This window comes from Aurantiacibacter spongiae, assembly GCF_003815535.1.
GTDB classification, from domain to species: Bacteria; Pseudomonadota; Alphaproteobacteria; order Sphingomonadales; family Sphingomonadaceae; genus Alteraurantiacibacter; species Alteraurantiacibacter spongiae.
Genome location: NZ_RPFZ01000001.1, coordinates 1957066 through 1980695, shown reverse-complemented (window position 1 = coordinate 1980695; position 23630 = coordinate 1957066). Strand labels below are relative to the sequence as shown.

Sequence of the window (23630 nt, the reverse complement as noted above, 5' to 3'; positions counted from 1 at the left end):
TTACCGACCCCTTGGAGAGAGGATACCCGACATGGACGTAGCAACAGGATCGATGCCCGGCGGCGGCTGCCCCTTTACCGGCGACGGCGGCGTGCGCTCGTTGCTCGGCCGTACGAACCGCGACTGGTGGCCCGATGCGCTGCAACTCGAAATCCTCACCCAGAACGGCAAGTCGCCCGATCCGATGGGGGAGGATTATGACTACGCCGAGGCGTTCAACGCGCTCGATTACACGGCGCTCAAGGCCGACATCAAAGCGCTGATGACCGATTCGAAGCCGTGGTGGCCCGCCGATTACGGGCATTACGGGCCGTTCTTCATCCGCATGGCCTGGCACGCCGCGGGCACGTATCGCACGGCCGACGGGCGCGGCGGCGCCGGTAGCGGTCAACAGCGCTTCGCCCCGCTCAACTCGTGGCCGGACAACGCCAATCTCGACAAGGCGCGGCGCCTGCTTTGGCCGATCAAGCAGAAATACGGCAAGCACATCAGCTGGGCCGACCTGTTCGTGCTGACCGGCAACATCGCGATAGAGAGCATGGGCGGGCCGGTATTCGGCTTCGGCGGCGGCCGGGCGGACGTGTTCGCGCCGGAAACCGACGTCTACTGGGGGACCGAGGAAGAGTGGGTGAACACCGGCGCCGAAACGCGCATTCAGCCGGACAAGGAGATGGCGCTGGAGAACCCGCTCGCGGCGATCCAGATGGGCCTCATCTACGTCAATCCCGAAGGTCCGGGCGGCGATCCCGACCCGGCCGCCTCGGCACGCGACATTCGCGAGACCTTCGCCCGCATGGCGATGAACGACGAGGAAACCGTGGCGCTGACCGCCGGCGGGCACACCTTCGGCAAGTGCCACGGCGCGGGCGATGCCAATCTGGTCGGCGCGGACCCCGAAGGGGCCGACATCGCCTTCCAGGGCCTCGGCTGGACGAGCGGCTACGAAAGCGGCGTGGGCGAGCATACGATCACCTCGGGCCTGGAAGGCGCGTGGACGCCCGACCCGACCAGCTGGGACAACGGCTATTTCGAGATGTTGCTCGGCCACGAATACGAGCTGACGACCAGCCCGGCGGGCGCGAAGCAGTGGCATCCGGTCGGCGATCCCGAGGATACGCTCGCACCCGACGCGCACCGCGAGGGCAAGCGCGTGCCGACCATGATGACCACCGCCGACATGGCGATGAAGGTCGATCCGGAATATCGCAAGATCTCCGAACGCTTCCGCGACAATCCGGATCAGTTCGCCGACGCCTTCGCCCGCGCGTGGTTCAAGCTGACCCACCGCGACATGGGGCCAAAGCACCGCTATCTCGGCCCCGACGTGCCGGCAGAAGACCTGATCTGGCAGGATCCCGTTCCCGCCGGCACCGATCCTTCCGACAGCGACGTCTCGAGCTTCAAGTCGAAGATCCTCGATAGCGGCCTGTCCGTGGCCGAGCTGGTCAAGGCCGCCTGGGCGTCTGCCAGCACCTATCGCTGTTCCGACCACCGCGGCGGCGCCAACGGCGCGCGCGTGCGCCTCGCCCCGCAGAAGGGCTGGGCGGCGAACGACCCGGACGAGCTGGCATCGACGCTCGCGAAGATCGACAGCTTGCGCGGTTCGCTGTCGATGGCCGACGCCATCGTGCTCGCCGGCAGCGCGGCGGTGGAAAAGGCGGCGAAGGATGCCGGCTTCGACATTTCGGTGCCTTTCACCGGCGGGCGCGGCGACGCGAGCGAGGAGCAGACCGACGCGGAAAGCTTCGAGCCGATGGAACCGCACGCCGACGGCTTTCGCAACTACCTCAAGACCAAGCATTCGGTGAAGACCGAGGAGATGCTTCTCGACCGGGCGCAGCTGCTCGGCCTGACCATTCCCGAAATGACGGTGCTGGTCGGCGGTCTGCGGGTGCTGGGCGCCAACCATTCGAGCGCCGGCGACGAAGGGCAGTTCACCGATCGGCCGGGCAGACTGACCAACGACTTCTTCGTCAACCTGCTCGACATGAACACGGCCTGGGAAGTGGTCGACGAAAGCGGCGACGAGAAGTTCGTCGGCACCGATCGCGCCACCGAGGAGCACCGGTGGAACGCCACCCGCACGGACCTCATCTTCGGCTCCAACTCGCAGCTTCGCGCCGTCGCCGAAGTCTATGCCGAGAACGGCAATGAAGAGAAGTTCGTCCGCGATTTCGTGGCCGCCTGGACCAAGGTGATGGACGCCGACCGCTTCGACGTGCGCTGCGCGAAGTACCACCGGTAGCATCCCGCCAGGCGCTGTCTCCTCAGGGGCTCTCCGGCAGGCGCCGGGGAGCCCTTGATTTTTGTTCGATCGGGCGGGTTTTCAGCGGCCCGCGGCCCTTCGCGAGGAACAACACGCACCGGCTCACGTAGGCTTACTGATACCCTCCCCTCCCCCCGCAAAGGACGATCAGATGGCCGACGAATTCGAACTGTCGAAAGGTGGCGCAAACCATCAGAAGCCCAAGGGCGACGACGACGTGATGACCACCGCGCAGGGCGCGCCCGTCGCCGACGACCAGAACTGGCTGACCGCCGGCCCCCGCGGCCCGCAGCTGCTGGAAGACCAGATCGCCCGCGAGAAGATCTTTCACTTCGATCACGAGCGCATTCCCGAACGCGTCGTCCACGCCCGCGGCTACGGCGTTCACGGGCATTTCGAGCTGAAGAAGGCGATCCCGGAATATTCGCGCGCCAGCATCTTCAACGAGGTCGGGGTCAAGACGCCCACCTTCACGCGGTTTTCCACGGTGGCCGGCAACAAGGGTTCGCCCGACCTGGCGCGCGACGTGCGCGGTTTCGCGACCAAGTTCTATACCAGGGAGGGCAACTGGGACCTGGTCGGCAACAACATCCCGGTGTTCTTCATCCAGGACGCGATCAAGTTTCCCGACCTGATCCATGCCGCCAAGCCGGCGCCCGACCGCGGCTTCCCGCAGGCGCAGACGGCGCATGACAATTTCTGGGACTTCGTCTCGCTCAGCCCCGAATCGATGAACATGATCATGTGGATCATGTCGGATCGCACGATACCGCGCTCCTTCCGCTTCATGGAAGGTTTCGGCGTGCACACCTTCCGGCTCGTGAACGAGGAGGGAAAGAGCCATTTCGTGAAGTTCCACTGGAAGCCGAAACAGGGCCTCCAGTCGGTCATCTGGAACGAGGCGCTGAAGGTGAACGGGGCCGACCCGGACTTCCACCGCCGCGACATGTGGGACGCCATCGATGCGGGCGACTATCCGCAATGGGATCTGGGCATCCAGGTCTTCGACGAGGACTTCGCCGACAGCTTCGAGTTCGACGTGCTCGACGCGACGAAGATCATTCCCGAGGAACAGGTGCCGGTCGAGATCATCGGGACGCTGACGCTCGATGCCAATGTCGACAATTTCTTCGCCGAGACCGAACAGGTCGCGTTCTGCACGCAGAACATCGTGCCGGGTATCGACCATTCGGACGATCCGCTGCTGCAAGGGCGCAACTTCAGCTATCTCGACACGCAGCTGAAGCGGCTGGGCGGCCCCAACTTCACGCATCTGCCGATCAACGCGCCCAAGTGCCCGGTGCGCCACTTCCAGCAGGACGGGCACATGGCGATGACCAACCCCAAGGGTCGGGTCAATTACGAACCGAACAGCTGGGGCGACGGTGACGGGGCCGAGGAGGATCGCGGCCCGCGCGGCTGCCCGATGCGCGGTTTCGAATCCTACCCCGAGGAAGTGCGCGGCCCGAAAATGCGTGTGCGCAGCGAAACCTTTGCCGACCACTACAGCCAGGCGCGCCAGTTCTACGTCTCGCAAACGCCGGTCGAACAGACGCACATGGCCAACGCGCTGACCTTCGAGCTGTCCAAGGTCGGCCGCATGAGCATCCGCAAGCGCATGGTAGGGCACCTGCGCCACATCGACGAGGATCTCGCGCGCGAAGTCGCGGACGGCATCGGTCTTGCCGACCTGCCCGAGAAGGTGCCGCTCGCTCGCGAACCGATCACCGACCTGCCCGAAAGTCCGGCGCTTTCGATCGTCCTGAACGGACCCGACAGCTTCAAGGGGCGCAAGCTGGGCATCTACATCGCCGAGGGCGCCGATGCGGGCGTGGTCAACGCGCTCAAGACCGCGGCCAAGGATGCCGGCGCGATGGCCGAGATCGTCGCTCCGCACGTCGCCGGCGCGAAGCTTTCGGACGGTTCGATGATGGAAGCCGACGAGAAGATCGATGGCGGGCCGTCGGTCGTCTACGATGCCGTGGCCGTCGTCATGAGCGAGGAATCGGCAAAGCGGTACAACACCGACAAGCCGAGCATCGATTTCGTCAACGACGCCTTCGCCCACGCCAAGTTCGTCGCCTACGTTCCCGCCGTCCGGCCCCTGTTCGAAACGGCCGGCGTATGGGACTGGATGGACGATGGTTTCGTCGATGTCTCGACAGGTGACGACGCGGCGAAGTCCTTTATCGAGAAATGCGCGAAGCTGCGCTTCTGGGATCGCGAGAGCGTCAAGCAGGACTGACCGCGCAACGCACGGGGCGGGAGACGGCGACGTTTCCCGCCCGTGCCGCAACCCCGCCGTATTACAGACGATATCAGGGAGGCCCGCCTTGGCTGCCTACGACAATCTCGATCGCATCTACCTCGCCGGCGAATGGCGCCGCGGGGGCGGCGACACCCTCGCCAATATCTCCCCGTGGGACGAGAGCACGATCTTCGAGATGGCCGGCGCCACTCCGGACGATGTCGACGAAGCCTACCGCGCCAGCGCCGAGGCGCAGAAGCAATGGGCGGGCCTGCCCCCCGCCGCGCGCTCGGCCAGGATGCACGCGATCGCCGATATCCTCGAGGCGCGCACGGACGAGATCGCCGACTGGATCGTGCGCGAGGTCGGCGGCACGAAGCTGAAGGCCGCGCTCGAGATGATGCTGGTGACGCAGGTTGCGCGGCAGGAAGCCGCCGCCCTGCCCTTCATGGTCGAGGGTGCGATCCTGCCCGAGGACATTCCCGGCAAGGAAAGCCGCGCCTACCGCCAGCCGGCGGGCGTGGTGACGCTCATCAGCCCGTGGAACTTCCCCCTGCAACTGACCGCGCGCACGCTGTTCCCCGCGCTCGCGCTCGGCAATGGCGTGGTGGTCAAGCCGGCGAGCGATTCCATCGTCACCGGCGGCACGATCTTCGCGGCCATCGCCGAGGAAGCCGGACTGCCGCCCGGCCTCGTCGCGGTCCTGCCCGGATCGGGAAGCGCCATCGGCGATGCGATGGTGCAGCATCCGGTTCCCTCGGTCGTTTCCTTCACCGGCTCCACGCCCGTCGGGCGCGGGGTAGGCAAGGCGGCGCTCGAATCGGATCGGCTGAAGTCGCTCGAGCTGGAGCTGGGCGGCAATTCGCCCATCGTCGTGCTGGACGATGCCGATATCGACTATGCCGTGGAGGCGAGCGTGTGGGGCAAATTCGTCCACCAGGGCCAGATCTGCATGATCGCCAACCGCCTTGTGGTCGAGGATGCGATCTACGATGACTTCGCCGCGAAATTCGTCGAGCGGGTGAAACGGCTCACGGTCGGCAAGCGCGACGATCCGGCCTGCATGATCGGGCCCATCGTCAATCGCGACCAGTTCGACGGCATCATGGAGATGATCGGCACCGCGAGGGATCAGGGCGCGACCTGCGCGCTGGGCGGCGATCCCGACGGTCTCGTCATCCCGCCCCACGTCTTCACCGATGTGGAGGAGGACAACTGCCTCGTCAGCAACGAGATTTTCGGACCCGTTGCCCCGATCCAGCGCGCGCGCGACGAGGATCATGCGCTGCATCTTGCCAATGCGACGGGCATGGGCCTGTCGAGCGCGGTGTTCAGCCGCGACGAGGGCCGCGCGCTCGCCTTCGCCAGGCAGGTCGAGGCGGGCATGACGCACATCAACGACCAGACGGTGAACGACAGCCCGTTCAGCCCGTTCGGCGGAGCGAAGAATTCGGGGATCGGGCGCTTCAACGGGCGCTGGGCTGTCGACGCCTTTACCACGACGCACTGGATCAGCGTCCAGCACGAGAAGCGGCAATTCCCCTTCAGCGCGGACGACATCTGAAGCGCGCTCAGCGCTGCCGGCGAAGCACCAGATAGAGCGCGCCCTCGCCCCCGTGGCGGCGGGCGGCGGGCTTGACGGCGGCGATGTGGGCCGCGTGCGGACCGGCGGCGAGCCAGTCGAGTATCTTCGCCCGTATCGCGCCACGCCGGCTGCCCCTGTCGGCGGGATCGACCGGGCGCGACTTGCCCGTCACCACCAGCACAACGCGCGCTTCCATCGCCCTGGCCTGGCGCAGCCCGCGGTCGAGCCGCTGCCATGCCTGGTCGAGCGTGTGACCGTGCAGGTCAAGCGTGAAATCCGGTTCCCCGCGTGCGAGCCGGCGGTTCCAGTGCGAATCGAGCTTCGTAGGCGGCGCCGGCACCGGCGCGGGCCTCGGCGGCGGGGGCGGCGGGACGCGGCCCTTCGCCGGCGGTGGGGGCGGCGGGGCCATCGGCGCGCCGGGCGATGGCGCTTTCCCGGCATCGGGCTGGCGTGTCTTCGCGACCGGCACGCGGTCCAGCGGCTTGACCGTTCCGGCAAGGCGCGCCCACGCCGCCGCCTCCGCTTCGGTGAGGCCGCGGGGCGGGTTCACAGGCCCAGCCGTGCCGCCGCGCTCCGTGGCAGGAAGATCAGCGCCTCGCCCCGCCCGCTCATCCCGCCGGCGATGGCGCGCGCTTCGTCGCCTGCGCCCCAGAAGGTGTCGAAGCGGTTGGCCCCCCGGATCGCCCCGCCGGTATCCTGCGCCACCCACAACCCGTCCGCCTCCGTCCGGTCGAGGTCCAGCCAGACCGGCGCGCCGTAGGGGACGAAGGCCGGGTCGACCGCGACGCTGCTCTGCCCGCGTACCGGCACGCCGATACTGCCGAGCGGCCCGTCGCCGGTCAGCTCACGGAAGAAGATCCAGCTCTGGTTTTCGCGCATGATAGCGCGGCCTTGCACGGGATGGTCGCGCAGCCACGCCATGATGCCCTGCATCGAGGTGGCATAGCCCGTATCTGCGCCGATAAGCCCGCGCTCGTGCATCAAGGCGCCGATGCCGGTATAACCGCGCCCGTTCTGCCCGGCATAACCGATGCGGATGACGTCCCCCTCGGGCGTCACCAGGCGGCCCGATCCCTGGATCTGCAGGAAGAAGAACTCGACGGGATCGGCGGCGTAGGCAATCACCGGGGCGACGCCGTCGAGCGCGCCCTCCTCGATCGCGGCGCGATCCCAGTAGGGCACGAAGTCGCCGTTCTCGTCGTAGCGGCCGAGCGGCGCGCGGCCTTCGCGCTGCGACTCCGGCGTGTCGGCGGGCCAGGCGCGCACGAGGTCGGGCGGCATCGCGTAGACGGGCACGTCGGTGGGCGAGCGCCGGGTGCGCGAACCGCGAATCTCCGGCTCGAAATAGCCGGTCGCGAAGGCGTTGCCGCCGGCCACGCGCACCGGCACGAAATAGCGTTCGAAGAAGCCCGCGGCATCGGTCGCGGGCCATGCGCCAACGGCCGCGCACGGCTCACGCCAGTCCTCGGGCCGGGTCAGACCGGAGGCATCGGCCCGGCTGACGGCGACGGGGCAGCTTTCGCGAAAGGCATAGAGGGCCTGCGCCGCGTCGTCCGCTGCCAGCGGAAGCGAGGCGATGGACGGTCCGCGCGCGAGCGAGGAGACGGCAGCGGTCACGCCCTGCGCCCCGGGCGGGGGCGGGGTTTCGGCCAGCGATTCGGGAATGATCCGCCCGCAAGCGCCCAGCAGGACGCAGGCGACGAGGCCCAGCACATTCGGGGCGAGGATGCGGCGCGCCGGATTCACGCGCCCGGCGCTATCACCCGGCGTCGGTCTCGTCGAGCAGCCACTGCGGATCGGTGCTGCGGGTATCGCGCATGAAGGTCCACACGTCGACGCTCTCGATCGCATCGTCGAGCGATCCGCCGATCACGTTGCCATCGGCATCGCGCGTCACGCTGGCGATGTCGGCGACGAAGCGCACGGCGATCCGCGCGGTGCGCCCGTCGAGTTCGGCCCCCTTGATGGTGCTGTCCTCGATGCGGATCAGGCGGTTGTCGAGCGTCTGGCCGGCGGCCTCCCGCTCGTCGATGGCGGAGGCGAAGCTTTCGTAGACGTCGTCGTCGCACATCGCTTTCAGTTCGTCCTTGTCGCCCTTCCAGAACGATTCGAGGACGATCTCGTACGCGCCGCGCGCCCCTTCCATAAAGCCGATCAGATCGAAATGCCGGTCGGCCGCGGCGATATCGCGCAGACCGCGCTCGACGGCGGGGGGAAATCCCGTCAGGGCGCGGTCGTGCGCCGGTGCGTCGGTGGCGGCGGCGGGCTGCTGTTGGCGCGGGGCGTCGGTCTCTTCCGCGCGGTCGAAGCGGCTCGCGGGAATGATCTCCTCCTCCTGCTCGGCCCGGCGGCCCAGCACGGAATAGAGCCGCATGCCCAGGAAGGCTGCGATCATGGCGAGGATGACGATTTCTAAAACCACGAAACTATCCCAATCTGCCCGCGGTATTATCCAGACCGCCCGCGGGTCTTTCGGCTTCTTCATGTAGCAGATAGGCAGCAATATCAAATGAACAAGCTGGACGTAAGTGCCCCCGCCGCAGCGGGCAGCCGTGTCACCCTGCCCCGCGTCGCAACCCGTGCCCTGCGCGCGAGCGGCGTTGCGGCCCCCGGCAACTGGTGATAGGCGCGCCTCCGCGCTTACCGAGCGAACCGTTTGCCGCGGCCGGACCGACAATTCCGGCCGCTCCACACCGAAACGAAAGACGATGACCATCATGGCCGACGAAGGCGACGTCCTGAAGAACCTCGATCCCGCACAAGGCGGCACCGATCCCAACGCGAACCCGATGGGCAACGGCACCGACACCCAGCCGGTCGCCGGAATCGTTTCGCAATACGTGAAGGATCTCTCGGTCGAGAATCCCAAGGCGCCGGACAGCTTCAACTGGCGCGAGCAACCGCAGACGGACGTGCAGTTCAACATTTCCGCGCGCAAGGTCACGGACGAATTGAGCGAGATCGAGCTGAAGGTCATCGCCACCGCCAAGACCCAGCAGGGCACCGCCTATATCGTCGACCTGTCCTATTGCGGCCTGGTGGGGATGCGGAACATGACCGACGAACAGGCCCACGCCTTCACCTATGCCGAGGCGCCGCGCATCCTGTTCCCCTTCGCCCGCCGCGTCGTCGCCGACGCGACGCGCGATGCCGGCTTCGCGCCGCTGATGCTCGATCCCATCGACTTCCAGGGTCTGTATCTCCAGCAGTTGCAGAACCGCCAGGGCGGCACCGAGAGCGGACAGCCCGCCGCCGGGGGCGAAACCCCGCCGCAGGGCGGCATCGCCTGACCGGGAGGGGCGTCCGCCGCGTGATTGCGCGCCGGTCGCCCCGCCAGCGGGCGAGGGGATAGGCGATGAGCCTGCTCAAGCATGTCGGCACGATCGGCTCGCTGACGATGGTCAGCCGCGTCGCCGGCATGGCGCGCGAGATGATCTTCAGCCGCGTGCTGGGCGCCAATACGGTGACCGACGCCTGGTTCCAGGCATTCATCATTCCCAACGTCTTTCGCCGGCTGTTCGCCGAAGGGGCCTTTTCCGCCGCCTTCGTGCCGATGTTCTCCAAGCGGCTTCACGGCGGCGAGACCGAGGCCGACGGGCTGGACCAGGCGCGCAGCTTCAGCAACGATGTGCTGAGCATGTTCCTGCCGGTGCTGATCGCGCTCGCCATCGTGCTGGAACTGGCTATGCCCGGGGTGATCTGGGTGCTGTCGGAAAAGCCGGTGGACCCGGCGCGCTTCGACATGGCGGTCGATTTCGCGCGGATCATGTTCCCTTACATCGTGCTCGTCAGCCTCGTGACGCTGTTTACCGGAATGCTCAATTCGGTGTCGCGCTTCGCGCCGGGTGCGAGCTTCCCCATCATTCTCAACCTGGTGCTGATCGCCGCGCTCCTGATCGGGGAGCGGTGGTCCGATGCCACCGGCGCGGGCGTCGACCAGGTCGCCTACGCGGTCGCCTGGGCCGTCACGTTCGCCGGCGCGGTCCAGCTCGCCTGGCTGATCTACTGGACGCGGGTGGAGGGCTTTCGCCCGAAGATCCTGTGGCCACGCATCACCCCCGAGGTGAAGCGCCTGTCGATCATCGCCCTGCCCGCGGCCATCGGTGGCGGCGCGTATCAGATCAACACGCTGGTGCAGCTCTATTTCCTCAACCAGCTCGACAGCGGCTCGGTCAGCTACATGAATTACGCCGACCGTCTGAACCAGTTGCCGCTCGGCATCATCGGCATCGCGCTGTCGACCGCGATCCTTCCCACCCTGTCGAGGTTCGTGGGGGCGAAGAATGCCGAAGGCGCATCGCGCATCCAGTCCGACGCGATCGAGCTGGCCATGCTCCTGACCATCCCCGCCGCCGTGGCGATGGCGATCTGCGCCACCCCCTTCATCACCATGATCTTTCAGGGCGGACGCTTCGACCTCGCCGATGCCGGCGTGACGGGCGGTGTGCTCGCGGTGCTCGTGCTCGGCCTGCCCGCCTATGTGCTGGTGAAGGTACTGGTGCCCAATTTCTACGCCCGCTCCGACACGCGCACGCCGGTCTATGCCGCCTTCATCTCGCTCGCGGTCTTCGTCGGCTTCAACATCGCCTTCCTCCAGCGCTTCGGCGTGCAGGGGGTCGCGGCGGCCAGCGTGATCGGGGCGTGGATCAATGTGGGCTTCCTCTACGTGGTGCTGCTGCGGCGCGGCTATTACCGGGTTCCGGGCACGCTGCTGCTGCGTATCGCGCGCCAGTTGATAGCAGCGGGCACGATGGGCGCGGCGCTGTGGTATGCGCAGGGCCTGCTGGCGGACTGGTATTCGGCCGGTCTCCTCGCCCGGCTGGCTGCGCTGGCCGTGCTGATCGGTTGCGCCGCCATCGTCTATTTCGCCGTCGCCTTCGCTGTCGGAGCGATCGACCGGCAGCGCATCGTAACCCTTACCAGGAGGTCAACCGCGTAAAGCCATGCGTGTCGTTTCCGGAATCCAGCCCACGGGCAAGCCGCACCTTGGCAATTACCTCGGTGCCATTCGCAACTACGTGAAATTGCAGGACGAGGCGCATGATGCGGGGGGCGACTGCCTGATCTTCCTCGCCGATCTGCACGCGATCTCCATGCCGCACCAACCGGCGGAACTGCACGCCTCGACGCTGGAAATGGTCGCCACGCTGGTCGCCTGCGGGCTCGATCCAGCGCGTAGCGTGCTCTTCAATCAGGCTCAGGTCGCCGCCCATGCGGAACTGCAATGGCTGCTGATGGGTACGGCGCGGATGGGCTGGCTGAACCGGATGACGCAATGGAAGGACAAGGCCGGCAAGAACCGCGAAGGCCAGTCGGTCGCGCTGTTCGGCTACCCCGTGCTCCAGGCCGCCGACGTGCTGCTCTATCAGGCAACGCATGTTCCGGTTGGCGAGGATCAGAAGCAGCATCTGGAACTGGCGCGCGACATCGCGCAGAAGTTCAATTCCGACTTCGCCGCGGAAGATGCGCCGGTCTTCACCCTGCCCGACCCGTTCATCCCCGAGGATGCGGCACGGATCATGTCCTTGCGCGACGGATCGAAGAAGATGAGCAAGTCGGACGCTTCCGACATGAGCCGCATCAACCTGACCGACGATGCCGACACGATGGCGCAGAAGGTGAAGAAGGCGAAGACCGATCCCGAACCGCTGCCGAGCGAACCGGCGGGGCTGGCCGGACGGCCCGAGGCGCTGAACCTGGTGTCGATCTACGCCGCCCTGGACGAAACGACGCCGGAGGCGGTGCTGGCCGAGCATGGCGGGCAGGGCTTCGGGCAATTCAAGCCGGTGCTGGCGGAGCGACTGGTCAGCGTGCTCGAACCCATCCGCGATCGCTTCGTAGAACTCAGGGACGATCGCGAGGCGCTCGACGCCATTCTCGCCCGCGGAGCGGCCCGGGCGCGCGAGATGGGTCGACCGACACTCGATTCGGCCTACCGGGCGCTCGGCCTCGTTCGCGGGTAAGGCTGACGGCGGCTAAGAGCCTCTAATCTCGACTTTTTCGCGGGTTGCCATTAAAGGGTGGTTCAGGCCGCCCTTGATAGTGCACGTCTCACCGTAGGAATTCACCGTGTGCGCCAGCGACCGATCGGGTCTTGAGGGGCAGCGCGCGACCGCTTCGAGAAAGAGAGTACGATCATGTCCATCAGAAAAGCCTTCAAGCGCGGCATGACCCTGGCCGCCGTTCCCGCCCTGGCGCTGGGCCTTGTCGCCTGCGCGACGCCGTTCCGCGCCGATGTCTCCCGCTTCGAGAGCCAGATGCCCGCGCCGCAGGGCGAAAGCTTCTTCGTCGTAGCGGACGATCCGGCGCTGTCGGGTGGTCTCGAATTCAGCATGTATGCCGACGACGTGGCCGAGCAGATGCGCGAACTGGGCTATGCCCAGGCGCCGTCCGCCGAAGCCGCCACGATGCTGGTCCGCCTCGACTACGGCGTCAGCGAGGGGCGCGAGCGCATCCGCTCCACCGGCTTCTACCGCGATCCGTTCTACAACGACTGGTACGGCTATGCCCGCCCGGTCGTGGTGCGCGACCGGAGGGGCAATCGCCGGATCGTCTATCTGCGCGACCGGCGCTGGGGCTACGGATGGAACGATTCCTTCTTCGGACGGGGCGCGTTCGGGCCGGACATCACCAGCTACACCGTCTATACCAGCGGCGTGGACCTGAAGATCGACGACGCCGCTACCGGCCAGCGCCTTTTCGAAGGCCAGGCGGAAGCCGCCTCGACCTCCAACCGGCTGCAATATCTCGTGCCCAACCTGGTAGAGGCGCTGTTCACCGACTTCCCCGGCAATTCGGGCGAGACGGTGCGCATCTCCATCGCCCCGGAGGATCAGCCGGTCCGCCGCGGCGAGCGCCGCTGACGCGGAAACGATACGAATATCACCAGGGGGCGGGTCGCAGCGATGCGGCCCGCCTTTTCGCAAGACCGGCAGACCTTCCGCCCCATATGGCGCGTGTTCCGCCGGGTGCGGCGTAGCGGGCCGTGCGAAGGTTACAGCCCCGCGTGTCCTCCGGTGGAGCCGAAGCCCCCTTCTCCGCGCGCGGTTTCGTCGAGGTCGGCCACTTCCTGCCATCGCGCCATCGTCACCGGCGCCAGAACGAGCTGCGCGATGCGGTCGCCGCGCGCGATGGCAAAGTCCTTGTCCCCCAGATTGAGCGTGATGATCTTCAACTCGCCGCGGTAGTCGCTGTCGATGGTGCCCGGCGTGTTGGGAAGCGTGATGCCGTGCTTCAGCGCGAGGCCGGAGCGCGGGCGGACCTGCACCTCGAACCCCTCGGGAATAGCCAGCGCGAAACCGGTGGCGATGGCGTGGCGCGCGCCCGGCGCCAGCGTCACGTCCTCCGCCGCCAGCACGTCCATTCCCGCCGCACCGCCAGTGGCATAGGCCGGCAAGGCCAGTCCCGCCCCGTGCGGCAGGCGGCGAATGCGGACAGCGACGGGTTCAGGCATCGACGGAGAGCTTTTCGCCGACCTTCTCGATCAGGCGGGTGGCGACGTCCTGCTTGGTCATCTGCTCCCAGTGCTCCACCATGCCTTCGAGCACCAGGTGGACCTCGTTGTCGGAACCGCCCATGACCTCTCCGGAAACGTCGTTGGCGACGATCCAGTCGACGCCCTTGTTCTTGCGCTTCTTGCGCGCATTGTCGACGACATCGCCGGTTTCGGCGGCGAAACCGATCAGCAGTTCGGGTCGGTTGGCGCTCGCCGCGACGCTGGCGAGGATGTCGGGATTTTCGGTCAGCACGAGGGCCGGCGGCGCGCTCCCGCGTTTCTTGATCTTTTCGCCCTTGTAGTCGCGCGTGCGCCAGTCCGCGACGGCGGCGACCATGATGGCGACATCGGCGGGCAGCGCCTCGCGCACGGCGGTGGCCATGTCCTGCGCGCTTTCGACGTCGATCCGCTCCACCCCCAGCGGGGTCCGCAGATGGACGGGGCCGGAGACCAGCGTGACCTTCGCACCGGCGGCGGCGGCGGCGGCGGCGATGGCGAAGCCCTGCTTGCCGCTGGAGCGATTGGCGAGATAGCGCACCGGATCGATCGGCTCGTGCGTCGGGCCGGCCGTGACGAGGACGTGCTTGCCGTAGAGCGGGCGATGTTCGACCGGCACGTCGAAATCGGGCTGTCCGGCAAGGGGATCGAACTCGTCCAGCGGCGGTCCGACATGCAGCTCGCTGGGTGCGTCGAGCGGGTTGACGGGCGCGGCGGCCTCCTCACCCTCGAACGGCTCGGGCGCTTCCTGCCGGGCGTTGACCTCGTGATTGATCGCCTCGCGGTCGGTCGGCGGGGCGGCCTTGGCAAGACCCTTGGTGGCGAGCAGGCCCGACAGTTTCGACAGGTCCGGTCCGGGCGCGTCGCCTTCGGGCATATCGCTCTCGGCCATCTCGCCCTCGGGCAGATCGCCGTCCTCGTAATCCTCTCCGAGATCGTAATGAACCTCGTCCTCGTCTATGCGGCGCGGGGTGGAGCGGGGAATGATGTTGGCGAGCATGCCAGCGAGGCCGCCGGGCCTGTCGCCGCCGATGTCGTAATCGTCTTCCTCGCCTTCTTCCGCCGGATCGTATTCGAGTCCGCGCAGATATTCCTCGACCTCCGCACCGACCGCACCGGGATCGAGGCCGAGCGCGTCGGCGATTTCCAACCACACCATTTCCGGTTCGGGCAGGCGGCCGGGACCGAATTCGCCGCAGGCCATCGGCCCTTCCTCGGGCTGCATCACCCGTACCCCGGCATCGCGAAGCGACGCGACGTTGCGCTGCGTGGCGTCGTGTTCCCACATCTTCACGTTCATCGCCGGCACCGCGAGCACCGGCTTGTCGGTGGCGAGGATCAGCGTGGTGGCGAGATCGTCGGCGATGCCCGCGGCCATCTTCGCCATCAGGTCGGCGGTGGCGGGGCACACGACGACGAGGTCCGCTTCGCGCGACAGCTGGATATGACCGATCTCGGCCTCGTTCTTCAGATCCCACAGCGAGGTGAAGACCTGGTTGCCCGACAGGGCGGCCAGCGCCATCGGCGTGACGAACTGCGCGCCGCCGTCGGTCAGCACGCAGGATACCTCGCCCCCGCCCTTGCGGATCAGCCGGACGAGTTCGCACGATTTGTAGGCGGCGATGCCTCCGCCCACGACAAGCAGGATACGTGGATTGGTCGCGTCGCCCTCCGATAACTCCATGCGCTGTTCGAGCACAGCCTCGTCCCCGCTCATAGTCCAAGCGCGCTGCATGGCAAAGGATGGTTAAGGATGGCTTGAGGCCGGTCCACGCGCGGCGGAAAGCAGATCGGCCGCCGCTCTCGGCACGAAGGCGAAACCGGCGCAGTAGGCGGGCAGGATCAGCTGCGCCCAGTAGAAGTTCTCCGGCCGGGCGAACAGCGACATGGCGGCCAGGAACCCGGCAGACCACGTGAACGCGAAGTATCCCGCCCGCCCGCCCAGCCCGAGCCAGCCGAGCAGCGGCAGGACGACGAGCGGCGCGGCCAGCCAGGGCGGCAACACCAGCAGTGCGGTCAGGCGGGAAAGCGCCATGATCGGCAGCTCCGGCCCCGCCGTCGCGTTCCAGCCGGGCGACGGCCGGTCGCCGGGCAGCGCATGCGCCGCGACGCCGAGGTGATGCAGCCAGAGGGCGATGGCGAACAGCGCCAGCAGTCCGGCCACCGCCGCCGCCTCCCGCCAGTCGCGCCGGATGACCGCGAAGGCGAACCACAGCATGACGAAGGGCGCGGCCAGTTCCCGCACCGCCAGGGCCAGGGCCGCGGGTATGAGAGCGGGCCACCAACGCCGAGGCCGGTACACGGCGAAGGCGAGCGACAGCATGACCCCCGCCGCGACTTCGTGGATCAGCGCGGCATCGGGGATGACCGCGGCTACCCCGCCCAGCAGCATGGCGGCCCCCGCTCCGAACCGCTCGGCCGGAGCGGTCAGGGTTTCGAGGCGCGCCATCAGCAGCAGGATCGCGGCCGGCAAGGCGAGCGCGATCGCGAGGCGCACACCTGGCTGCCCGACCCAGCGATGCAGCCATGCGAGCGTCGGCAGGCGCACGGTCACGAAGGGGCGCGTCGGATAGTCGGCGGCGCGCTGTTCCTCCATCGCGGCGGCGTAGTAGTTCTCCCCCGCCGCCACCCGTTCCGATATCCGGGCGTAGAGCGCCAGGTCGCCGCCATCGCCATCCGTCACCGCGGCGGCATCGGCGGGAGCGACCGGTGGGGCCGAAACCGCCGCGAGCGCGCTCCAGGCCATTGCCATGATCGTGAAGGCGAGCACCGCCCATGCCATCCAGCGTGGCAGGAGGCGCAAGGGGCGCGATACATCGAGCCAGCCGGCCCTGGTGGCGTTCCCGGAACTCACCCCGATACCGTCACCGCCCGAGCGCGGTGAGAACCAGGCTGCGAACCGCACGGGGAACGAAGGCATAGCCCACGAACCACACCGGCATGACGACCAGTGCCCAGTAGAAATTGTTGTCGCGCCCGGCGATCATGAACGCCAGGAAATACCCCGCGCAAAGCAGGAAGCCGGTCAGACCGAAGGCGCTGCGCCATGCCAGCCAGCCAAGCAGCGGCAGCAGCGCGAGAGGGGCGGCGATCCAGCCGGGCAGCAGGTGCAGCGGGCTCGACAGCACGATGTTGGAAACCGCTCCCGAAAATCCGCGCAGGGCGAACCAGCTCGGCGAAAGGGGATCGGCGGGTTCGGTATATTGCGCGACATGCGCGATGTGGGCGAGCAGGGCGGCGATGAAGGTCAGCGTAAGCAGGCCCCAGGCGAGCGCTTCCCCCCGCTGCCCACGGGCGAGCGCCATGGCGCCCATCAGCAGGACGTAGGGCAGGGCCAGTTCGCGCACCGCCAGGGCCAGTGCCGCGACCCCGACCGCGCCGAGCCAGCGGGCACCGAGGGGTTCTCCCGGAGAAAACGGCTCGGCCCGGTCAGGTTCGGGCCGGTGCAGGCCCAGCGACAAGGCGATCAGCATCCCCGCCCAGACCTCGTGCAGCGCCAGGTAATCGGGCTTGAACCCGGCGGCCGCGCCGATCGTCAGAAGCAGCAGGACGTATTTCGAATAGCCTGCGCCCAGCGGCGTCTCGCGCACGCGTACCCACCAGGCGAACAGGGTGAGAATGGCAAGAACGATGGCGAGCGTGCCCATCCCCGCCGGGCCCAGCAATCCGCCGAGCACGGCCAGCGTGGGCAATCTGACGGCGAGGCCGGGCCGTACCGGGAAATCGCGGGCCCGCTGCTCCTCCACCGCCACCCTGTAGTAATTCTCGCCCTCGCCAACCCGTTCGGCGATGCGGTCGTAGAGGCGCAGATCGGTGTCGCGCGGGGCATCGGCGGCGGGCCGGGCGGTTCCGGTCGCGGCCGGCGCACGCACCGGCTCGTCGGCGGTCCCGGGCGCGCCGAGCGCGGCGGCAAGCAGCAGCGCCAGCGCGACGACAAGCGTCAGCAGCGCCGCACCGGGCGGCCAGCCGGCGAAGCGATCCCAGCCCCCGTCGCGGTAGAGCGCCCTGCCCCTTACCCGAGCCAACCCGCGATGCTCCCCAGCCAGACCAGCGCGCCGCCCCCCAGTGCCGCGACGAGATAGCCGAGCAAGCCGTTGCCCTTGCGCTCCCGCCTTTCCCAGACGAGTTCGATATCCGGGAGCGGCGGCGGTTCGGGAGCGCCGCCCTTGGCCGGGTAGCGTTCCTCTATCCGGCGCACGAGGTCGGGCAGGCGCAGCAAGGTTTCCACATCGGTGCGGATGCGATCGGCCAGTGCCGCCTCCGGGCCGAGTTCGTCGCGAATCCAGCTGCGCACGAAGGGTGCGGACACGTCCCACATGTTGATCGTCGGATCGAGCTGGGTGGCGATCCCCTCCACCATCACCATCGTCTTTTGCAGCAGCAGCAGATGCGGCTGGGTCTGCATGTCGAAATCACGGGTGATGGCGAACAGCCCGTCGAGCATCTGGCCGACCGAAAGTTCGCTGACCGGCTTGCCGCGCATCGGTTCGCCCACCGCGCGCAGCGCCGTCGCGAATTCCTCGACCGAATGATAGCTCGGCACGTATCGCGCTTCGAAATGGATCTCGGCGACGCGGCGATAGTCGCCGGTGATGAGGCCGTAGAGGATTTCGGCCAGCCATTGCCGGGCGCGCCGGTCGATGCGGCCCATGATGCCAAAATCGATGGCGGCGATGGTGCCGTCCGCCTTCACGAACAGGTTGCCCTGGTGCATGTCGGCGTGGAAGAAGCCGGCGCTGATCGCCTGCGTCAGGAAAGCGATGACGAGCCGGCGGGCGATGTCGGGCAGGTCGTGCCCCGCCGCGATCAGCGCCTCCCGGTCGGAAATCTTGATGCCGTCGATCCATTCGATCGTCATCACCCGGCCATTGGTGCGATCCCAGTCGATGTCGGGGATGCAGTATTTCTCCACCCCGCGCATGGACGCGGCCAGTTCGGACGCGCTCGCCGCCTCGCGCCGCAGGTCCAGCTCGCTATTCGTCCAGCGCTTGAAATTGGCGATCGTCAGGCGCGGCCGCAGACGCTGCGCCTCCCCGCCCAGCGCCTCCAGATGGGCGGCGGCCCATTCGTAGGTGGCGATGTCGCGTTCGAACTTCTCGCGAATGCCGGGACGCAGCACCTTGATCGCCACGGTACGCCCCTCCGTCGTGACACCCCTGTGGACCTGCGCGATGCTGGCCGCGCCGACAGGCTCCGGGTCGACATGGGCGAAGACGTCTTCGAGCGGCTGTTCGAAACCGCGCTCGATCTGCTCGCGGATCGCGGCGAAGGGGACGGGCGGCAGGGAATCCTGCAAGGAGAGGAGATTCCTCGCCGCGTCCTCCCCGACCAGATCGGGCCTGGTGGCGAGCGTCTGGCCCAGCTTGATGGCGGCGGGGCCGATGGCGCGGAAGGCGCCCGCATAGTCCGGCTCGCGCGGCTGGATGGTGCCGAGCCGCGCCCAGCGCACCAGCCGCTGCACCGGGCCGGGCGTGTTGGGATCGCGCTCGATCCCGCGCAGCGCGCCGTGCCGGGCGAGCGTGCGCCCCCAGGCGAGCAGGCGCCAGATATGCGTGGCGGGTTGCGTCATTCGCTGGCGCCGGGCGTCACACCTTCCACCCGGAATGGATGGCGACCAGGCCGCCCAGGATCGGCTCCACCCTGGTGCGCGCGAAACCCGCGGCGCGGATCATCCCTTCGAATTCGGGCATGGGCGGGAAGCGGCGGATGCTTTCCACCAGGTAGCGATAGCTCGCCTCGTCACCCGCCACCGCCTTGCCGATCCGCGGCACCATCCGGTGCGAATAGGCGTCGTAGACGTCCTTGAAGCCTGGCCAGGTGGTGGTCGAGAATTCCAGGCAGAAGAACCGGCCGCCGTATCTGAGCACGCGGTGCGCCTCGGCCAGCGCGCGGTCCATGCGGGTGACGTTACGGATGCCGAAGGCGATCGTGTAGGCATCGAACTGCCGGTCGGTGAAGCTCAGCTCCTCGGCGTTCTGGCGGCTCCAGACGAGACCGTCGATACCCCGCTTCATCGCCCGCTCGATCCCGACGTCGAGCATGTCCTGGTTGATGTCGGCGACCACCACGTCCGCCCCCGCATCCGCCAGGCGGAAGGCGATGTCGCCGGTGCCGCCCGCCATATCAAGGACCTGTTCGCCGGGCTGGGGTTTCACCGCCCGCACGAAGCGGTCCTTCCACACCCGGTGCAGCCCGCCCGACATGGCATCGTTCATGATGTCGTACTTCGCCGCCACGCCCGAAAAGACGGAGCCGACGCGCGCGGTCTTTTCCGCCGGATCGACATCCTCGTAACCGAAGGAGACTGTGTCGTTCGTCATGCCCCCTCCCCTAGGGGCGAATTGCGCGACGCGCAAAGGGTGTTAGAGCGCGCGCGACATGCCTGAACTTCCCGAAGTCGAAACCACCGTGCGCGGCCTCGCGCGCGTACTCGAGGGCGAGCGGATAGACCGCGTGCGGCTCGGGCGGCCCGACATGCGCTTCCCCTTTCCCGAGGGCCTGGTGCAGTCGCTGACGGGTGCGCGCGTCACGGCCCTCGGGCGGCGGGCGAAATACGGCCTGCTGCATACCGACAGGGACACGACGATGATCTTCCATCTCGGCATGAGCGGGCGCTGGCGCATCGACCCGGAGGTGCCCGACCGGCACGATCACCTGCTCCTGGAAGCGGGCGGACATCGTCTCGCGCTCAACGACCCGCGCCGCTTCGGCTATGTCGATCTCGTCGATACCGCGCGGCTGGAGGAATGGCCCGCCTTCGCCGTCATGGGCCCGGAACCGCTGGGCGACATGCTGAGCGTGGACCGGTTGCGCACCGCGATCCGCGGGCGGCGGCGGGCGATAAAGCTGCTGCTGCTCGATCAGCGGGTGGTGGCCGGTCTTGGCAATATCTACGTGTGCGAGGCGCTGCACCGCGCCCGCATCGATCCGCGCAAGGCCGGGGGGCGGGTCTACCGGCCGGCCCTTGCCCGGCTAGTGCCGGCCATCCGCGAGGTGTTGCGGCAATCCATCGAGGACGGCGGTTCGACCCTGCGCGACTATGCCCGCCCCGATGGCGAGCTGGGCTATTTCGCCACGCGCTTCGCTGTCTACGGGCGCGAGGGCGAGGCCTGCCGGCGCAGCGATGGCGGAATCGTGCGGCGGATCGTGCAGGGCGGGCGCAGCACGTGGTTCTGTCCCGTTTGCCAGAAATAGTTGACCTTCGCGCCTCTGCCCCCTATGTCGCGCGCTTTCCGGCGGGTCGTACCGTCGATTCTCGCTACAGACCCCGATGAACGATACCGGGCGGCCTCGCTGCCCGAGAGACAAGGACAGACATGGCCAATTCGCCGCAAGCCAAGAAGCGCATCCGCCGCAACGCCAACCGGGCCGAGATCAACGGCGCGCGTACCAGCCGCATCCGCAACTTCATCAAGAAGGTGGAAACCGCCGTCAACGAAGGCGACCGCAAGGCGGCCGAGGAAGCGATGAAGAACGCCAAGCCGGAAATCGACCGGGGCGTGGCCAAGGGCGTGCTGCACAAGAACACCGCCGCGCGCAAGAAGAGCCGGCTGAGCAAGCGAATCGCAGCGATGTGATCGTTCGCCGCGCGCGACGCGATTCGGTCTGGCGGATCGCGGGCGGCGCGGAACGAAATCGGAACATCCGAACACGGGGCCGGCGCGCGAAGCGTCGGCCTTTTTTACATCCGGCAGCAGCCTCGCCACCGCCCCGCGACAAGCGAAGCAAATCCCGCGATTCGCATTACCGTCATCAAAAAATCCCCGGAATTGAGCGGTTTCGACGCACGCCTGCGGGGCGGCGACGAGTCAATGCACATTTTTTAAGTTTTTTTGACAGGCCGCTCTTGCCCGCCGGCTTCAGTTCTTCATAAACGATCCCCGGAACGCCGATGCGGACAAGTCGGCGCTTCTCACGGGACGAGTATCAACCGTCAGGACAGGCCGGGTATCGCGTCGCGATTCCCGGAACGGGGAAGTCATGTTCCGGATCGGCGCGAGGGCGCCGGGCCCGGGGCGGCAACGGGGTGTGTCGTATGATGCGGATAGGATCGACCGGCGTTCGCCCGGTCAGCAACAGGGCAGAGGATTTCGGGCAGGACATGGAAGATCAGGAGGCAATCGATCTCGCGGCGGACTGGGCTGACATCAGCCAGGGACTTCGCAAGGATCTTGGCCACCAGCTTCACACGCAATGGATCCGGCCCATCCAGCTCGGCAAGTTCTGCCGCGATTCGGGTACGCTGGAGCTGTTCCTGCCGACCGAGTTTTCCGCCAACTGGGTGATGGATCGCTATCACGATCGGCTTTCGCTCGCCTGGAAGATCGCCGAGAACGGCGTTCGCAACATCAAGATCGCCGTCCACCCGGGCCGCCGCAAGATCGCCGATCTCGATCTGCGAGGCGGCGATGACGGGTTCGGCCACCGCGCGGCCAACGATTCCAAGCTGGCGATGGAATCGATCGGCGACGATGGCTTCACCTCCAGCGTCGGGCTCGACCCGTCGCAGACCTTCGCCGCCTTCGTGACGGGTACGACCAACGTGCTGGCGAAGAACGCGGCCGAGCGCATGAGCCGGACCGAGCAGCCGCAGTTCAGCCCGCTCTATCTCAAGGCCGCGACCGGCCAGGGCAAGACCCACCTGCTCCACGCGATCGGCCATTCCTACCTCCAGGCCCATCCGCGCGCGCGCATCTTCTACTGCAGCGCGGAGCGGTTCATGGTCGAGTTCGTGCAGGCCCTGAAGTCGAACGAGATGATCGAGTTCAAGGCGCGGCTGCGCGGGTTCGACCTGCTGCTGGTGGACGATATCCAGTTCATCATCGGCAAGGCTTCGGCGCAGGAAGAGCTGCTCTACACGATCGACGCGCTGCTGGCCGAGGGCAAGCGGCTGGTCTTCGCCGCCGACCGCGCGCCGCAGGCGCTCGACGGGGTGGAGCCGCGCCTTCTTTCCCGCCTGTCGATGGGGCTGGTCGCCGATATCCAGGCCGCCGATATCGAGCTGCGCAAGGAAATCCTCGAATCCAAGCTCACCCGCTTCGCGCCGCTGGAAGTGCCGGCCGATGTGATCGAATTCCTCGCCCGGACCATCAACCGGAACGTGCGCGAACTGGTTGGCGGCCTCAACAAGCTGATCGCCTACGCGCAACTGACGGGGCAGGAGGTGTCGCTGCAACTGGCCGAGGAACAGCTTACCGACATCCTCTCTGCCAACCGCCGGCGCATCACGATCGACGAGATCCAGCGCACGGTCTGCCAGTTCTACCGGATCGACCGCTCCGAGATGAGCAGCAAGCGCCGGGCGCGCGCCGTGGTTCGTCCGCGGCAGGTGGCCATGTATCTGGCGAAGGTCCTGACGCCGCGTTCCTATCCCGAGATCGGGCGCAAGTTCGGCGGGCGCGATCACTCGACGGTTATCCACGCGGTGCGGCTGATCGAGGATCTGCGGCAACGCGATGCCGACATGGACGGCGATGTGCGCAGCCTGTTGAGACAACTGGAAAGCTGATCCACGCATTCTGGCATCTCCACAGGCCGCGAGTGGGCGGTCCACAGGTCCGTGCACAGGGTTGAGCGGGGAGAGCAGGATTGAGCGGATATACCGAAATCACGCCCGAAGTGGCACGAACGCTGCGCGAAGGCGCGCATGCCGGCCCCGTCACCATGCTCAACCTGCTGCGCTTTCGCGAAGAGGCCGACTATTCCCATGCGCCCCATCTCGCGCCCGACGGGCCGATCAGCGGGCGCGAGGCCTATGCGCGCTACATGAAGGCGACCCAGCCGATGATCGCGCGGGCCGGAGCGCGGCTGGTGTTCAGGGGGAATCCCGCCGGCTACCTGATCGGACCGCGGGACGAGCAATGGGATCTGATGCTGCTAGTAGAATACGACGATCTGGAATCCTTTTTCGCCCATACCGGGAAAGAGGATACGCGCGAGACGCTGCACCATCGGCAGGCGGCGCTGGCCGATTCCCGCCTGCTGCCGGTCTTCGGCTCCGCCTCCCCGGCCACGCGAGGAAGCTGAGCGACCGCTCGCC

General features: G+C 67.4%; 20 protein-coding genes. 11 read left to right on the top strand and 9 right to left on the bottom strand.

The genetic code is table 11. From position 1 onward, the window contains the following. Positions 1-31 precede the first annotated feature (31 nt). From katG to EG799_RS09630, 3 genes are all read left to right on the top strand, one after another. Entirely contained in the window at positions 32-2245 is a 2214-nt protein-coding gene (katG, locus tag EG799_RS09640) for a catalase/peroxidase HPI (protein ID WP_123880676.1), read from the top strand. 172 nt (positions 2246-2417) lie between these two features. After that, entirely contained in the window at positions 2418-4511 is a 2094-nt protein-coding gene (locus EG799_RS09635) for a catalase (protein WP_123880674.1), read from the top strand. An 88-nt stretch (positions 4512-4599) separates the two neighbouring features. Continuing rightward, on the top strand, positions 4600-6078 hold the full coding sequence (locus EG799_RS09630; RefSeq protein WP_123880672.1) for an aldehyde dehydrogenase family protein: 1479 nt from the start codon (positions 4600-4602) through the stop codon (positions 6076-6078). A 7-nt stretch (positions 6079-6085) separates the two neighbouring features. Here EG799_RS09630 and EG799_RS09625 read toward each other — a convergent pair whose 3' ends face one another. The 3 genes from EG799_RS09625 to EG799_RS09615 are packed head-to-tail and all read right to left on the bottom strand — an operon-like array spanning position 6086 to position 8521. Beyond that, the gene (locus EG799_RS09625) at positions 6086-6649 is read right to left on the bottom strand and encodes a Smr/MutS family protein (RefSeq protein WP_123880670.1); all 564 of its coding nucleotides are present in this window, start codon (positions 6647-6649) and stop codon (positions 6086-6088) included. Then, on the bottom strand, positions 6646-7845 hold the full coding sequence (mltA, locus tag EG799_RS09620) for a murein transglycosylase A (RefSeq protein WP_234029100.1): 1200 nt from the start codon (positions 7843-7845) through the stop codon (positions 6646-6648). Before mltA ends, EG799_RS09625 begins: the two co-directional genes overlap by 4 nt. Before the next feature lie 13 nt (positions 7846-7858). After that, positions 7859-8521 carry a Tim44/TimA family putative adaptor protein gene (locus EG799_RS09615; protein WP_123880666.1) on the bottom strand — a complete coding sequence of 221 codons (663 nt, stop codon included), beginning with the start codon at positions 8519-8521 and terminating at the stop codon, positions 7859-7861. A 295-nt stretch (positions 8522-8816) separates the two neighbouring features. Here EG799_RS09615 and secB point away from each other — a divergent pair, with 295 nt between their 5' ends. From secB to EG799_RS09595, 4 genes are all read left to right on the top strand, one after another. Then, positions 8817-9389 (top strand): protein-export chaperone SecB, encoded by a 573-nt coding sequence (gene secB / locus EG799_RS09610; RefSeq protein WP_123883010.1) that lies wholly within the window; start codon positions 8817-8819, stop codon positions 9387-9389. Between the two features lie 65 nt (positions 9390-9454). Continuing rightward, on the top strand, positions 9455-11038 hold the full coding sequence (gene murJ, locus EG799_RS09605; RefSeq protein WP_123880664.1) for a murein biosynthesis integral membrane protein MurJ: 1584 nt from the start codon (positions 9455-9457) through the stop codon (positions 11036-11038). A gap of 4 nt (positions 11039-11042) precedes the next feature. Further along, entirely contained in the window at positions 11043-12062 is a 1020-nt protein-coding gene (gene trpS, locus EG799_RS09600) for a tryptophan--tRNA ligase (protein ID WP_123880662.1), read from the top strand. Between the two features lie 174 nt (positions 12063-12236). Beyond that, positions 12237-12962: a DUF4136 domain-containing protein gene (locus tag EG799_RS09595; RefSeq protein WP_123880660.1), complete on the top strand. Its 726-nt coding sequence runs from the start codon at positions 12237-12239 to the stop codon at positions 12960-12962. Between the two features lie 131 nt (positions 12963-13093). Here the strand turns inward: EG799_RS09595 and dut are convergent, their stop codons facing one another. From dut to EG799_RS09565, 6 genes are all read right to left on the bottom strand, one after another. Beyond that, positions 13094-13552 carry a dUTP diphosphatase gene (gene dut / locus EG799_RS09590; protein ID WP_123880658.1) on the bottom strand — a complete coding sequence of 153 codons (459 nt, stop codon included), beginning with the start codon at positions 13550-13552 and terminating at the stop codon, positions 13094-13096. After that, positions 13545-15275 carry a bifunctional phosphopantothenoylcysteine decarboxylase/phosphopantothenate synthase gene (locus EG799_RS09585; protein WP_123883008.1) on the bottom strand — a complete coding sequence of 577 codons (1731 nt, stop codon included), beginning with the start codon at positions 15273-15275 and terminating at the stop codon, positions 13545-13547. The genes dut and EG799_RS09585 overlap by 8 nt, the downstream gene beginning before the upstream one ends. A gap of 63 nt (positions 15276-15338) precedes the next feature. After that, positions 15339-16496, bottom strand: a complete 1158-nt coding sequence (locus tag EG799_RS09580; RefSeq protein ID WP_123880656.1) for a hypothetical protein — start codon at positions 16494-16496, stop codon at positions 15339-15341. Next, positions 16456-17616, bottom strand: a complete 1161-nt coding sequence (locus EG799_RS09575) for a hypothetical protein (protein WP_123880654.1) — start codon at positions 17614-17616, stop codon at positions 16456-16458. The genes EG799_RS09580 and EG799_RS09575 overlap by 41 nt, the downstream gene beginning before the upstream one ends. Continuing rightward, complete coding sequence (gene ubiB / locus EG799_RS09570) at positions 17604-19160, bottom strand: 2-polyprenylphenol 6-hydroxylase (protein WP_123880652.1); 1557 nt, start codon at positions 19158-19160, stop codon at positions 17604-17606. The genes EG799_RS09575 and ubiB overlap by 13 nt, the downstream gene beginning before the upstream one ends. 16 nt (positions 19161-19176) lie before the next feature. Beyond that, entirely contained in the window at positions 19177-19911 is a 735-nt protein-coding gene (locus tag EG799_RS09565) for a class I SAM-dependent methyltransferase (protein WP_123880650.1), read from the bottom strand. A gap of 58 nt (positions 19912-19969) precedes the next feature. On the opposite strand from EG799_RS09565, the gene mutM reads away from it, so the two are divergent. The 4 genes from mutM (at position 19970) to EG799_RS09545 (ending at position 23617) form a co-directional block, all read left to right on the top strand. Continuing rightward, on the top strand, positions 19970-20785 hold the full coding sequence (gene mutM, locus EG799_RS09560; RefSeq protein ID WP_123880648.1) for a bifunctional DNA-formamidopyrimidine glycosylase/DNA-(apurinic or apyrimidinic site) lyase: 816 nt from the start codon (positions 19970-19972) through the stop codon (positions 20783-20785). A 122-nt stretch (positions 20786-20907) separates the two neighbouring features. Further along, a complete protein-coding gene (gene rpsT, locus EG799_RS09555) occupies positions 20908-21168 on the top strand; it encodes a 30S ribosomal protein S20 (RefSeq protein WP_123880646.1) in 261 nt (86 codons plus the stop codon). A gap of 524 nt (positions 21169-21692) precedes the next feature. Then, complete coding sequence (gene dnaA / locus EG799_RS09550; RefSeq protein WP_234029192.1) at positions 21693-23099, top strand: chromosomal replication initiator protein DnaA; 1407 nt, start codon at positions 21693-21695, stop codon at positions 23097-23099. 80 nt (positions 23100-23179) lie between these two features. Further along, complete coding sequence (locus tag EG799_RS09545) at positions 23180-23617, top strand: DUF1330 domain-containing protein (RefSeq protein WP_123880642.1); 438 nt, start codon at positions 23180-23182, stop codon at positions 23615-23617. The last annotated feature ends 13 nt before the right edge of the window (positions 23618-23630 follow it).